The 14050-nt window shown below is 72.7% G+C and carries 9 protein-coding genes; 5 read left to right on the top strand and 4 right to left on the bottom strand.

What is annotated here, in order from left to right:
- Positions 1–248 precede the first annotated feature (248 nt).
- The gene (locus D7231_RS00390) at positions 249–3746 is read left to right on the top strand and encodes an ATP-binding protein (RefSeq protein WP_241999483.1); all 3498 of its coding nucleotides are present in this window, start codon (positions 249–251) and stop codon (positions 3744–3746) included.
- 206 nt (positions 3747–3952) lie between these two features.
- Here the strand turns inward: D7231_RS00390 and D7231_RS00385 are convergent, their stop codons facing one another.
- Together D7231_RS00385 and D7231_RS00380 are read right to left on the bottom strand one after the other, a co-directional pair.
- Positions 3953–4831 carry a hypothetical protein gene (locus D7231_RS00385; RefSeq protein WP_120752858.1) on the bottom strand — a complete coding sequence of 293 codons (879 nt, stop codon included), beginning with the start codon at positions 4829–4831 and terminating at the stop codon, positions 3953–3955.
- Between the two features lie 126 nt (positions 4832–4957).
- Positions 4958–5764, bottom strand: coding sequence for a nucleotidyltransferase (locus tag D7231_RS00380; RefSeq protein ID WP_120753363.1), 807 nt, complete (start codon positions 5762–5764; stop codon positions 4958–4960).
- Positions 5765–6555: 791 nt separating this feature from the next.
- On the opposite strand from D7231_RS00380, the gene D7231_RS00370 reads away from it, so the two are divergent.
- The 3 genes from D7231_RS00370 (at position 6556) to D7231_RS00360 (ending at position 8493) form a co-directional block, all read left to right on the top strand.
- A complete protein-coding gene (locus tag D7231_RS00370) occupies positions 6556–7212 on the top strand; it encodes an HAD-IA family hydrolase (RefSeq protein ID WP_120752856.1) in 657 nt (218 codons plus the stop codon).
- A 123-nt stretch (positions 7213–7335) separates the two neighbouring features.
- On the top strand, positions 7336–7530 hold the full coding sequence (locus D7231_RS00365) for a hypothetical protein (protein WP_120752855.1): 195 nt from the start codon (positions 7336–7338) through the stop codon (positions 7528–7530).
- Positions 7531–7569: 39 nt separating this feature from the next.
- Positions 7570–8493 (top strand): MvdC/MvdD family ATP grasp protein, encoded by a 924-nt coding sequence (locus D7231_RS00360; protein WP_147449659.1) that lies wholly within the window; start codon positions 7570–7572, stop codon positions 8491–8493.
- A gap of 48 nt (positions 8494–8541) precedes the next feature.
- Here D7231_RS00360 and D7231_RS00355 read toward each other — a convergent pair whose 3' ends face one another.
- Both D7231_RS00355 and D7231_RS00350 read right to left on the bottom strand, forming a co-directional pair.
- Positions 8542–11817 carry a patatin-like protein gene (locus D7231_RS00355; protein ID WP_120752853.1) on the bottom strand — a complete coding sequence of 1092 codons (3276 nt, stop codon included), beginning with the start codon at positions 11815–11817 and terminating at the stop codon, positions 8542–8544.
- A 185-nt stretch (positions 11818–12002) separates the two neighbouring features.
- On the bottom strand, positions 12003–13163 hold the full coding sequence (locus tag D7231_RS00350) for a PP2C family protein-serine/threonine phosphatase (RefSeq protein ID WP_120752852.1): 1161 nt from the start codon (positions 13161–13163) through the stop codon (positions 12003–12005).
- 287 nt (positions 13164–13450) lie between these two features.
- Here D7231_RS00350 and D7231_RS00345 point away from each other — a divergent pair, with 287 nt between their 5' ends.
- Positions 13451–13996, top strand: coding sequence for a nucleoside 2-deoxyribosyltransferase (locus D7231_RS00345; protein WP_241999482.1), 546 nt, complete (start codon positions 13451–13453; stop codon positions 13994–13996).
- Positions 13997–14050 lie beyond the last annotated feature (54 nt).

Raw genomic sequence — 14050 nt, 5'->3', positions numbered from 1 at the left:
TGCATCGTGCGCCATTGCCCTTGCGGGCGGCCTGACCATGCTGTTGACGATTTCTTGCCGCTTCCTTCAAACGGATTTCACGGATCTGACGAACCCCTTGCAAAGACCTTGCAGTTCGCTTGCCGTTGGCTGGTCGCGATCTTGGAATGCCCTGTTCCTTATGCAAGGATCCGATTTGGAAGGCGCCGGCAGTGCCGCGCCGACCACCCGTCAGCACCCTCAAGCGTGCAAGAGCGATTGGGACCGACATGCCCGCACTCCCCGCGCCGACCCCGTCGCCGGCGGAACAGCCGCCGGCCACCGTCCTGATCGAGCCACTTCTGAGCGTGCTCGGCCCCATGTCGGCCCGCCACGGCGGGCAGGACCTCCCGCTCGGACCGCCGCGCCGGCGGGCGCTGCTCGCCCTGCTCCTCGTCCGCCTGGGCCGGGTCGTGCCCACGGAGCTGCTCGTCGAGGAGCTGTGGGGAGGGGCACCGCCCCGCCGGGCCGTCGCCACGCTCCAGAGCCACGTCTCCCACCTGCGCCGCGCCCTCCAGCCGGCGGCCGGGCCCGACGGCGCGTCCGTACTGCGCCACCGGGCCGGCGGCTACGTCCTGGAGCTCGACCCCGGACAGACCGACGCCCACCGCTTCGAGCTCCTCGTCACCGAGGGGCGCCGCCTGGTGGACAGCCGTGACCCGCTCGCCGCGCGCGAACGGCTCACGGAGGCGCTGGCCCTGTGGCGGGGCACGCCCTACGGGGAGTTCGACGGCCTCCCGCCGCTCAGCGACGAAGCCACCCGGCTCGAACACGTCCGGCTCACGGCCGTCGAGTCCTGCGCGGAGGCCCGGCTGGCCCTCGGCGCGGCCGAGGAAGTGGCCGCGGACCTGGACCGGGAGGCGCGCCGCAACCCGGCGCGGGAACGCCTCGTCGGCCACCTCATGACCGCCCTCTCCCGGCTCGGACGGCAGGCCGAGGCGCTGGAGGTGTACGAACGGACGCGCAGCCACCTGGCCGGCGAGTTCGGCGTCGGCACCACCGCCGCGCTCCGCCGCGTACGGACCGCGATACTCCGCCACGAGCCGGGGACGGAGGAACGTCAGCCTGCGAAGAGGGCAACAGGGATTGCGGAGGCCGGAGCGGTCGACGCCGCCGGAGAGGCCACGGCCGCTCATACGGCTACGGCTGCTCATGCAGCCACGGCTGCTGCCCCTGCTGCTGCGGACGATGCCGTGCGCACCGTACCCGTCACACCCGCCGCCACGGCTGGAACACCTGCGGCAGCAGAAGCACTTGACGTAAAGGGATACGTAAAGGAAGACGTCAAGGAAAAGGAATCAGACGAGGCGGCCGACGCCACCCGGCACACACCGCATTCAGCGGGCCACTCCCCCTTCACCGGTCGCTGCGAGGAGCTGACGCGGCTGACGACCGCGGCGGCGAGCGCCCTGGCCGGCCGGGGACACATAGCCGGAGTCCTCGGCCCCGCCGGGGTCGGCAAGACGCGGCTGCTCCTCGAACTCGCCCCGCGGCTGGAGGCCGCCGGCTCCGGCCGGGACAGCTTCGGCCGCGACAGCTCCGATCGGGACGGCTCCGACGGCGACGGCGAGGGTCTCGAAGTCGTCTGGAGCTACTGCTTCCGCAGCGAGGGCGTGCCGCCCTACTGGCTGTGGACGCAGGTGCTCCGGCGGCTGTCCGTCACCCGCCCCGAAGCCTTCCACTCCGCGGCGAAACCTTTCGGCTCGCTGCTCGCCCCGCTCATGCCCGAGTGGTCGGGCGGCCCCGGCCCCGCCCCGGGCAGCGAGTCCGACTGGGGCCAGGCCCGGTTCCTCACCCACGACGCGGTCTGCGAGGTCCTGCTCGCCCTGGCCGCCCGGAGCCCGCTGGTCCTCTTCCTGGAGGACCTGCACTGGGCCGACGCCGCCTCCCTCGACCTGCTCAGGCTGCTGAGCACCCGCTGCCAGGGCCACCCGCTCGCGATCGTCCTCACCGCCCGCGAATTCGAGGTCGAGTCCGACGCCACGCTGCGCCGCATGCTCTCCGAGGTCCTGCGCGGCCCCCGCACGGAGACCCTGCGGCTCGACGGGCTCTCCCGGCAAGCCGTCGCCGACCTGGTCGTGGCCCAGGCGGGGCCGGGCGTGGACGCCGAGGTCGTCGAGGCGCTGCACCGGCGCAGCGAGGGCAACCCGTACTTCGTCATGCAGCTCCTCTCCCTCCTCGGGGACGCCCGGGGCCTGCGCAGCCCGGACGCGGTGGAGGTGCTGCTGACGCGCGTGCCCACGGGGGTGCGCGAGGTGCTGCACCAGCGGTTCGCCGCGTTGCCCGAGCCGGTCCTGCGGGTGCTGCGGCTGTGCGCCGTCATCGGCGCCGAGGTCGACACCGACCTGCTGGAGCGCACGGCCGGGGAGGACGAACCCGTCGCCGACGCGCTGGAGTCAGCCATCCGCGCCGGGCTGCTCGGCGAGGACCTCCGGCACCCGGGGCGGCTGCTCTTCGCCCACGCCCTGGTCCAGGAGACGCTCACCGACGAGCTCACGCGCGAGGACCGGCACCGGCTGCACGCCAGGGTGGCCGAAGCGCTGAGCACCCGCCGGCACGGGCGCGCGGGGGACACGGGCGCCGAGCGGGTCGCCCACCACACGTGGCACGCGAGGAGCGCCCTGCCCCCGGCGGAGGCCCTCCCCCGGCTGTTGCGCGCCGCCGAGCAGGCCGAGCACCAACTGGCGTACGAGCGCGTGGAGACCTGGCTGCGCCGCGCGGTGCAGCTGGTCGACCTGCTGCCCCAGGACGACCCTACGGTCGTGCCCCTGGAACGGCGGCTGCACGTCCAGCTCGGCCAGGTGCTGGCCACGACCCGCGGCTACGGCCACCCCGAGGCCGAGCGGGCGCTCGCGCACGGCCGGGCCCTGAGCGCGGCCGCCCAGGCCCCCGAGGACCCGTCGGTGCTGTGGGCGCTGTGCGCCGCCTACCTGGTCACCGGCCGCTACGACGCCTCGCGGCGGTTCTCCGGCCTGCTGCGGGACCTCGCGAGCCGGACCGAGGCGCCCGTGGCGGTGCTCGGCGCCGCGTACGGCGAGGGCATCGTGCTGCACATCCGCGGCCGCCTGTCGCAGGCACTGGCCGAACTGGAGTACGGCGTCGACATGGCGGACCGCTACGCCGGCCAAGGCCATTCGCTGGCCCGCACCTTCCAGCACGACCCGCGCGTCTCCTGCCGCTCGTACAACACGTTCACCCACTGGCTCCTCGGCGACCGGCGGACCGCCAGGGCGCGCCGGCACCAGCTGCTGCACCTGACCGAGTACGACAGCAGGCCCTCCGACCGGTCCTTCGCCCTCTACGTGGACGCGGTCGTGGCGGCCTGGGAGGGCGACGCCCAGCGGGCGCGCTCCTCCGGCGCCGAGGGAGTCCGCGTGGCGGGCGAACACGGGCTGCTGTACTGGAAGGGCATGCTGGGCGTGCTCGAAGGGTGGGGCCTGACCCACTCGGGGCACGAGGAGGACGGCCTCACCCTCATGCAGGCTTCGCTGGCCGAGCTGCGCCGCTCCAGCACCCGCCTGCGCCACCCCCTCCATCTGGGGCTCCTCGGCCAGGCCCAGCACCACGCGGGCCGCCCCGAAGAGGCGAAGGCGACCTTCCGTACGCTGCTCTCGGCCGTCGAACAGCGCGGAGAACACGTCTACTTGAACGACGCCCTCCCCGCCACCCGCCTGCTGCGCGACCTCCTGGGAACCGGACCTGCGGAGGCGAAGGCGGCGGCCGTATGAGCCCCGTGAGTCCCGGCCCCCAACTCGTACGCGTTCTTGATCGTTGCAGGGTCGCCCGAGGCACCGAGCAGAAGCGCCCGCCCTCCCCGGCGGCTCCTGCTCCGCGCCGGCATCGACGCGGGCGGCAAGCTCCAGCGCTGGGGCTGATGCGGTAAGTGGGCGGGCCCCGGGGCGGAACCGCCCCGGGGCCCGCTCCTTGCATCACCTCAGCCGAAGAAGACCGAGGAAATGTCGTTGTCGAAGCCGATGGTGGCGAGATCGGCGACGTCACCGTTGACGACCTTGGACTTGCCGGTGCAGTTCCGCTCGGACCAGATCTTCAGGCTGCCGCTCGCCTGGAGGGACGACGCCACGTTGTCGCGTGCGACGTTCTGGCAGCCCTTGCCCGCCAGCCCCTGCGACGGGTCGCCGAAGTTTCGCTCGTCGAAGAGGACGACGCTGGTGGCGGGCCCGGCCTGGGCACCGCCGCCGCCCCCGCCCGCCGCCTTGCCGGCAGCCTTCTTGCCGTCGGGCGTCACGCCGAACCAAGTGCCCCCGGCACCCTGCCCGTTGGTCCGGCCCGGCTTGGTGTCCTTGCTGAAGCGGTAGACCGGCCAGCCGCCGACCGTGACCTGCCGGGTGCCGTCGTCGCGCTTGACGACCCCGACCTTCGACTTGTCGACCCCGTCGAGGAAGATCCTGCCGCCGGGCGCCACGAGGACCGGCGGCCAGGTCGTCGCGCACTCGCCGTTGCAGGCGGACTTCGACGGGTTCGCGCTGTCCTTGTCGAAGCGGTAGAGGGTGAAGCCCGCGCCGTTGACCACCACCGGGTCGAGCGCACCGGCCTTGGACGCGGTGAGCTGCACCCACCGCGTCGCCTCCGGCTTCACCGCGGCCTTCCCCGGCTCGTTCGCCCAGTCACCCGTCATGGGCGCGGCGTTGTTCGCCTTCGCGGTGCCGCTGCGGAAGTCCACGGCCTCCCCGGACGCCTGGCCGGCCGGCGCCGCGGAGCCCTTGTCGTCGTCACCGGCCCCGCAGCCGGTGAGCAGCAGCGCTCCGACGGCGGCCGACGACACGATCACTGCTGCGGTCTGCTTGCGGAACATGTGAGGTCCCCCCACTCCTGGCCCCGGGCGGTCCCGGGGTCGTCGTCACCCTGTACGGGCCCGACTCCGCACATGCCTCAGCCGGTTACCGTCCCGGTACACGACGCGGACAATGTCACGCGCAGTTCAGGGACGGGGCGCCTTCTCCCCGTGCACGGCCGTGTAAGTGGCGGCGAGCCAGGGACCCAGGTCGTCAATGAGCATGCCGAGCACCTCCGGGTCGGCCGCGGGGCTGCGGCCGACGATCGCGGCGCGGCGCATCTGCTCGGCGCGCTCGGGGTACGAACGACCGAAGATCTCGGCGGCCTCGGCGAGGTCACTGGTCCAGCCGCCCCAGCCGGGCATGACCAGAGTGAACCCGGTACGCACCAGCCGCCGGGCAACACCACGGCTGAGGACCCTGCGCTCCCTGTCCGTGACCGCCTCGGCGACCCGGGCACGCCAGCGCGGCAGCACAAGCGCGAGGTCACCGTTCGTTTCCCGGGCGAGCAGGGACGTGGGCCGGTAGCGGGGCAACTGCCCGGCGAGGTCGGTGCCGAGCAACGGTGTGCACAGGCAGGCGACGAAGAACCCGAGGTCGTGACGTTCGAGGTCACTCAACAGCGTGCGCGTGCCGGCCAGCAGGGTCCCCACGCCGTCGATCTCGGGAAAGTCGTGGTCGAGCGCTGCCTCGATGGCCGCGGCGTCGGCGCGGTCGCGGTCGGCGGGCTCGTCGCGGAGCGCGAGGAGAAGGTCGAGATCAGAAACACCGGGAACGGCCGTACCGCGCGGAATGCTGCCGTAGACGTAGGCACTGTGCAGCCGCGTCCGACCGAACACCCCGGCGATACGGGCGCGCGCAGCGTCGACGACGGGCACAAACACCGCCGACACCCGCTCCAGCGACCCGTCGCGCGCAATCGCCCCGTCATGATCAAGCCCTCGCCGGTTCATGGGGCCACTGTGCCCGGACACACGGAAAGTCGCCGAACGGTTTTCAAGAGAGTGCTGCGGGAAGCGTCTCTGTAAGACCTGACCTGCTTTCCCCGCCCTCCGATCCCTTCGCCGCCTCAAACGGTCCACACTTGGTCTACTTGGTCTACTGGGTCGGCTCAGTTGTCGGAGAAGCCCCAGAAGTAGATCTCCTGCGACTCCCCTCTAGTCCATGAAGATCAGCAGGAGCATCACAGAGCAGTCCGGCGACGACGTGGACGCGACCCCCGAAAAGATCAAGGCCGTGCTGCTGTGCAAGAAGTTCACGGCCTCAGGCAACCGGGTCTGCTTGGGCAGATTCAACAAAATCCACGCTACCTGCCGGCCTGCAAGATCAGCACTTGTGCAAGGTGGGTGGCAACCTCCGCAGCGCCAGCCCCGAGGGCAGCCAGAGTTACGGACTCGTCAGGTTCCGTCCGCAGTACGCGTTTCGGATACCCGAAGCCCATGGATTGCGCAGATCGTCGGGACTGCCGTGGATCAAAGGTGTCGACACTCATGAGTTCCGCACTCGACACGCCGGCTGCCACCGCGATGCGGTCTACCTGGACGATGTTCAGCGCCCCGGAAAACCTCAACAGGTCGGCGACCTGCTGAGGCAGGGCATCTGGATCCAAGATTGCGCCCATGCCGTCTCGGGGCAACGTGGCCCGCGTGGAGAGCTGCCCGGTCCCGTACAGACGGACGGGGTGGGGAGTCAAGGGCCGGGGCGGCACGCATCGGGCGACCGGCCGCCATGTACGCTCCCAGCCATGCGATTCCCGGCGGATGCCCTCCTGTTCGACAGCGACGAGACGCTGGTCTCCTCTTTGCGGTCGGTCAAGCGCGTCTGGAGCCGCTGGGCCGAGTCGTACGGCATGACGCTCGAAGAGGCCATGGCCCGCGTCGAGGTGCACGGCCGCCCGGCCGCCGAGATCGTCGCCGCCCTCCTGCCCGCCGACCAGGCCGCCGAGGGGCTCCGCCGCCTGATCGACGCGGAGGTCGCCGACGCGCTCGCCGGCGGCGTCGTGCCCGTGCCGGGCGCCCTCGCGCTGCTGGCCTCGCTGCCCGAGGACCGCTGGGCCGTGGTCACCTCCAGCAGCCGGCGCGTGGCCGGGACCCGCCTGGGCCAGGTGGGCATCCACCCCAAGTTCCTCATCACGTCGGACGACGACATCACCCGCTTCAAGCCCCACCCGGAGCCGTTCCTGCTGGCCGCCGAGCGCCTCGGCTTCGACCCGGCCCGCTGCGTCGTCGTCGAGGACGCGCCCGCGGGACTGGCCGCCGGACGCGCGGCCGGCATGGCGACGATCGCCCTGACGACGACGCACCGCCCGGACCAACTCGACGCGGACGCCTCGGTCGCCGACCTCACCGCCCTGTCCGCCAGGGTCACCACGGCCGGCGACTTGGAAATCACCGTCGGCTGAAATCCCGCTTGCCGGGCTGCCGTTCTTTTTATCCTCAAATGCAGTAGGAAATTTCATCCTCCCGCTTCTCCGCATGCGGTGCTACTTTGCTTTCAAACACCTGCTGCAAAGGAGTGGGGAGCCATGAAGGCATCAGCCCTGGAGCCTCCCGCCATCTTCGCCCTCCAAGCGGAAGAACCGCGGGGCGGTCAGGTTCCGAACCGCCGTGTCACGGCGTACGAAGAACAACTGGGCGCCGAATTCGGGGTTTCGATGGATGACGTACATCTGGCGACCGCCGGAACGACGACCATCCCCGGCGACAGCGCGGAAGACTGACGGCCTCGGCGACGCAGCCGATCGATGGTGCAGCGGCCGATGGCCCGGAAGAGCGTCCTCATCGTCAGCAACACCAACGACCTGCACGCGCTCGCCGTCCGGCGGGAGCTCGCGGCCAGGGGATTCCCCGTGCATCTCCTGGCCTGCGACCGGCTCCGCGATCACCTGCTGACCTCCGGGTTCGGCAGTGAGCCGTTCCTGGAGACCGAAGGCGGGCGCGTGGAGACCGCCGGGGTCTCGACGGTGTGGTGGCGCAGGCCCTCCCTCGACCAGCGCCTTCCCGAGGGCGCCCTCGACGAGGACCAGGTGCACTTCGTCAACGCCAACTGCAAGGCGACCCTGCGGTCGTTCCTCCGCGGCTCGTTCACGGGCACCTGGGTCTCCTCCCCGGAGGCCACGGACCGCGCCGCGGACAAGCTCCACCAGCTGAACGTCGCACGGCGCCTGGGCCTCCGGGTACCGGACACGCTCCTGTCGAACGACCCGGCGTCCGTACGGGCCTTCCACCGGCGCCACGGCGGCCGCGTCATCATCAAGGCGGCACTCAACAGCAGCCGCGTCTTCCTCGCGACGCGGCCGGCCGATCTGGACAGGATCTCCGACGCCCAGATCCGTGCAGTCCCCAGCCTCTACCAGGAATTCATTCCCGGTACGGCGCATCTGCGCGTCAACTGCTTCGGTACGGACATCCACGCCGCGCTGATCGAGACGGACGCTCTCGACTGGAGACCGGACATCAACGTGCCCATCTCCGCACACCGGATCGACGCGGCCCTGCAAAAGCAATTGATCGCCCTGCTGGAGGCTTTGGATCTGCGGACCGGAGTGATGGACCTGAAGATTTCCGACCGCGGGGAAACCGTCTGGTTCGAGGTGAATCCCCAGGGCCAGTTCCTCTTCCTGGAACCGCTCACCGGCCAGAATCTCCTCGCCGCGTTCACCGAATTCCTGCTCCGCGCGTAGCCGCACGTAGCCGCGCGTGGCCGCTCGGAGAGGTCGCGGCAGAAGCCCTCAGGCGGGCGGCGGGGGGTTCCGGCGCCGCTGCGCGGCGGCGCGGGGCTCGGGGGTGCGGGCGAGGAAGACGCCCAGGAGGACGACGAGGAGCGCGGCGCCCAGTTTGACCGCCAGGCTCCACAGCCCTTCCCGCGCGTGCGGGTCGTGCAGGCGCGTGTACACGTATCCCGCGGCGACGAGCACGACGAACCCCGTGACGAGGGCCAGCCTCCGGCCCACGCGGCGCGTCTCGCGGGTCAGCAGCGCGGCGGCCGACCAGCCCGCGAGCAGCAGGAGCACGCCGGCGAGCGTGAAGACCACCGGCAGGCCGGGGACGAACAGGGACACCGCCAGCAGGACGGCCCCGGCGGCCACGGTGAGCTGCACGACGCGGTTGCCGAAGTTGTCGGGGCGGGTCAGGAACCGGACCATGGCCCACACGGCGAGGGTGTAGCCGCGGAGCGCGCCGAGCACCGCGCCGACCGCCTTGACCCGCGACAGCGTGCCGAGGGCGCCGGCGGTCACGGCGGCGGCCTGCGCCGCCGTGGTGGCGAGGAGGTCGCCGCCGGCTTCTTCGCCGATCCGCTGGCTGCCGATCAGGTGGGCGCTCTCCCACAGCTGCCACAGCACCGTGGGTGGCACCGTCCGGCCGGTGGCTCCGGCGCCGGCCGTCGCCGCGTCGTACCCCGCGAGCCACCGGGTACTGCCCGCGGGCCTGCCGTCGCCCTCGGCGCGGACCGCGTCGGCCAGTGCGGGCAGCTCCTGCCGGAGGATCCGCGTGTGGAGGGCGTGGGTCACGGCCTCGACGCACAGGCCCAGCCGGGGGTCGTCCTGCACGCCACCACCCTCGGGCGCGGGCTCGGACACCGGTTCGGGCCCGGATACCGACTCAGGTGCGGATACCGACTCAGGTGCGGATACCGGCTCGGGCTCGGATACCGGCCCGGGCGCGGCGGGGACGATCCGTTCGCGGACGAAGTCCTGGCAGGCGGAGGCGTACTGCTGCCGCCAGGTCTCCTCCAGCCAGGCCCGGTCGGCCGGTTCGGCGCCGTCGACGGCGCAGTCGCGGAGCAGCGCGACGAGGCGGTCGGCCGCGGCGCCCGCGGCGGCGCCGTCGTCCCGGGCCCAGACCTGCCGCAGCCGCTCGGCCGACAGCAGGATCCGTACCAGGTGCGCCGCGCCGTCCAGCCGCCCGTGGATCCAGTCGTTGACCCGCCACGACGCGCGGTAGAAGGCGCCGAAGTGGTGCAGTTGTTTGCCCGTGAGCAGGTCGGGGTGGTGCGACGAGACCTGGACCAGCTCGACCTCCTGCTCGGCGTCGCGGTGGGCGCCGCCGTACGCCTCCTGCACGACTTCCAGGCGGAGCATCCGGGGCAGGACGTCGTTCTCGTCCTTCTCGTCGTTCTCGCCAGGGCCGAGCAGGAAGCCGGTCAGCGCCCGGAGGCGAGCGCGCTCGGTGCCGTCGGGGTCGACGACGGCGTTGCCGGTCCGGGCGACGTCCCGCAGGGCGGTCGCGCTGTTCTCCAGGCATCCGGCGAGCGCCCGGGCCTGGGCGTACGACCGCTCCCGCCGTGCCGCGAAGCCGGGCGAGCCGGGTTCCGGGGAGCCGTCCCGGTCGGCGAGGGTCCGGCGCAGCCATGCCGCCAGGGCGCGGAGGCTGTCCGGTGTCGCCCGGCCGAGCCCGTCGTACGTGCAAGACGGCAGGCCGGCTCCCGCGGCGGACCAGTGGGCCTCCAGCTCGCTCCAGTCGGCCTGGACGTCCTTGAACACCTCGCTCGCGCGCTCGCGTTCCGCGACGATCGCGGCGCGCTGCGGCGAGCCTGTGGGCGCGAGCCAGACGGCCCGCTTGAGGACGTCGACGGTGATGTCGCGCAGCCTGCGGACGGTGGTCTGCCCCCAGTCCCACTCGGCGCCGGTACGGTCGACGGCCCCGGCGGTGGACTCCCCGCGCGGGATGAACGACTCCGGTCGTGTGCGCCTGTCCGCGAGGACGCGGCGCAGGCAGTCCGCAATCTGCCGTTCGCTCCACCGGCCCGCGCGTGCCGTGGGCTGCCCCGCGGCGATCCACCGGGCGATGGTCTCGGCGGCGTACTGCACCCGGCTCTCCACGTAGCCCTGCCACGCCGCCTCGGAGAGGGTCCCCGCCGTGGCGGTCAGGGCGGAGGCCAGCCGGTCCCGGGCGCGGCGGCGCTGCCGGACGTCCCGGTTGCGGTCCTGGATCTCGGTCAGTTCGCGGGAGACGGAGTCGGTGGTCCTCAGCCGGGTCAGCACGCCGAGGAGGACGTCCGGGGCGCTGGGGGCGTCGGGCGGCGGGGGGGCGGTCCCGGAAGGGGCCTGTGCGGAAGGGCCTGGTACGGAGGGGGCCTGTGCGGAGGTGGCCTCTACGGAAGGGGCCGTCGCCGGTTCTTCCGCCGGGTCGGGCACGACGTAGGTCAGGAGCCGGCGGACCTGTAGCTGCGCGGGCCGGCGGTAGACGGCCTCCAGGGCGGGCCGGACCGGCTTGTTGAGCAGGATGCCGCCGTCGACGACGTGCTGCGAAGCGCGGAAGGTGGCGCGGCCCGCCGTCGACGGCCAAGGCCCCTCGGCCGGGCCCTGCTCGGGGGACACGGCGACCCACTGCGGTGCGAACGCCGCGGGGAAGGAGGAGGAGCAGCGCGCGGCGACGGCGAGCCGGTCGACGACGGTGTCGTCACGGAGGTCGCCGGCCGGGTCCGTATCCCCGCCGTCCGCGGCGAAGAGGAACCGGGCGTCGTGGTCGGCCTCGGTGATCCGTACGCCCATGTCGTCGGAGAAGGAGCTCTTCCGGCCGTGCCAGAGGGTGCCCGTGAGGATGAGCTCCACGGGCCGGTCACCGGCCTGCTCGCCCCCGGTGCCGGCGGGAGGCGGCGACGCGAGGACGCGGCGCAGGGCGTTGCGGAGCTCGTCGAGGAAGTAGTCGCCCTTCAGGAGCGAGGGCACGCGGCGGCGGAGCGGGTCCTGGAGGAGCACCGCCAGGTCGCCTTTGTCCCGCCACAGGCCGCAGAGGGAGCCGATGTCGCGTTCGCGGGCCAGGCCCAGGGCCAGGAACGCGCCGTTGAGCCCGCCGGCGGAGGTCCCGGCGATGACGTCCACGCGTGCGTCGGCGTGCAGGAGGTCGAGGAGCGGCCGGTAGACCGCCTGGTCCCAGCGGCGGGCCATGGCCAGGTGGTGGAGTTCGACGGCGACTCCGCCGATCCACACGGCCAGGCTGACGCCGCCGTTCATGACGACGGCCACCCGGATGTCCTGCCGGTCGATGTCGTCGGCGTCCGTCACGATCTCTCCCTGGCGCTCGCCCGGCCTCTGCGCGCTCCCAGCTCAGCACGCTGCCGTTGCGGCGGGCCTGATCGTCGCCCGGGCAGTCGGGTGATTTCCGTACCGGGGCCGATCCGTACGACGGCCGACCCGTACGGACAGCCGGCCCGACCCGTACGGACAGCCGGCCCCTTAGCACCGCGGTGTCAGTCGGCCACCGCGCCGCCGGGATGGCCTTCCTCCTCGTACCGGTCGATGAGGAGCATCGCCGCGTCGTCGGCCAGACGGCCCTCGGTGTGCCGGAGCAGCTCCTCGTGCAGCCCGTCGAGGAACTCCTCCGGGTCGCGGGCGCGGAGGTGGACCGCTTCCATGGCCGCGGCCAAGGGGAAGAACCCGTCGTCGCGGTCGCGAGCTTCGATCACGCCGTCGGTGTGCAGGAGCAGGCGGTCGCCGGGGCCGAAGGGAAAGGTCTCCGCCTCGGAGATGCCGATGACGAGGTCCTCCAGGCCGAGCGGCGGCTGCGGCGAGGCGGGCATGAGGGTCCGCGCCTCGCCCTTGTGCAGCAGGAGCGGGGGCGGGTGGCCCCGGTTGACGATCTCGACGACGGGGTCGTCCGGCACCTGGGCCACGAGCGCGGTGACGAATCCCTCCGCCAGCGCCTCCTCGCTGAACGCGCCCGGTACGGCGCACTCCCGCCGCAGCGAGGCCATGCAGTGGTCCATGACCTCCGCCAGGTCGTCCTCGTAGTGCACGGCCTCCCGGAAGGCGCCCAGTACGGCCGCGGCGGCGCGCACGGCGGGCAGGCCCTTGCCGCGGACGTCCCCGACAAGCAGGCGGATCCCGTACCGGGTCTGCACGGCTTCGTAGAGGTCGCCGCCGATCTGCGCGCCCTTCTCGGCCGCCAGGTACAGGCTGGCGGCGCGGACCGTGCCGAGCCGGTCGGGCACGGGCCGCAGGATGACCTCCTGGGCCGCCGTGGCGATGCGGCGCACTTGTTCCAGCTCGTTCTGCCTGCGCGTGCGCACGGCGCTACTCGTCGTGATGCTCGCGACCGACACCAGGAACAGCGCCAGGAAGTTGGTGTAGACCTGCTGGCTGCCCCACGCCTGGTTGTACGTCGCGGTGCACACGCTCACGAGCACCGCGAGCGCCGCCGCGGCGAGGGTGCCTCTGGGGCCCATGGTCACGGCGGCCAGCGCCGGCGTCGCGGTGAGGATCGGGCCGGTGTACAGGAAGTGGGCGGGCGAGAACTCGATGCCCACCACGACCAGGGCGAGCGCGAACGGCAGGCACTGCCCCAGCGTGAACAGGCCCCGTCCGAGGGTGCCCGCATCCGGCCGGGGAGGTGAGCGGATGAGCGAGCCCATGACTCCAGGCTGCTCCGCGGCGCCCCGCCAGTCCACTCAACCGCGTGTTCACGGGCCGTGCCGCCCGCCACGGGCCGGTGCGCGGACGCTGACGGCCGCCCGTCACGGTGATCAGGGCCGTTCGGCCCTTTCCGGCCGGGCACTGCGGACGATCTTCTGGCGGGGCGGCCGGGTGTGCCGTCCCTGCAATCAATCCGCGACATCAGGCCCGGCATCAATCCCTGCATCAATCCCTGCGCCAAGTGAACCGACCAAGTTGAAGTGAATCGAGAGAACGGAGTCGACTGGTGATCGCTGTGGTGGGGCACCGGGACCTGGCCGCGGGCACGTCGCTCGCCGCCGAACTGCGCCATCTGCTGGAGCGCTGCACCACCGGGGCGTCGGTTCTGGTGCGTGCCGGAGCGGGCCTGCCCGTGGTCGTGGGGCGGGCCGTGCGCGAGGCGGGCCGCAAGCTCGTCGTGCTGCTGCCCGCGCCGGCGCCGGGCGCGGCCGCGCTCCCCCCGTACGACCGGACCGCGGCCGGCGAGTTGCTGGTGCTGGCCGAGCACGTGCTCCTGCTGCCGTACGACCCGGCCGACCGCGACGCCTCCGTGAGCGCCGACGAGCAGCTCATCAGGTCGTGCCGGCAGGTGGTGGCGCTCTGGGACGGCTCGCCGTCCGACGGCCGGGACGCCACGGCGCACCTCGTGGCCTACGCCCGCGCCCGCGGCATCCCGGTGACGGTCTTCTGGCCGGCCGGCGCCGTCCGCGAGCCCGGGGCCGCGCCCTCCGGGACCAATGGCCCCAGGTCCAGGGCCTGTCCGGCCCCTCCGGCACCCGCACGCCTCGGCTGATCATGTGACAGCGGCCGGGAGGAGCCCCCCCTCCCCGGACCCCGGACCCCCGGA

Source organism: Streptomyces klenkii, assembly GCF_003626645.1.
GTDB lineage: Bacteria > Actinomycetota > Actinomycetes > Streptomycetales > Streptomycetaceae > Streptomyces > Streptomyces klenkii.
The sequence above is the reverse complement of the archived record's forward strand: the minus strand, read 5'-3'. Positions and strand labels throughout refer to the sequence as shown.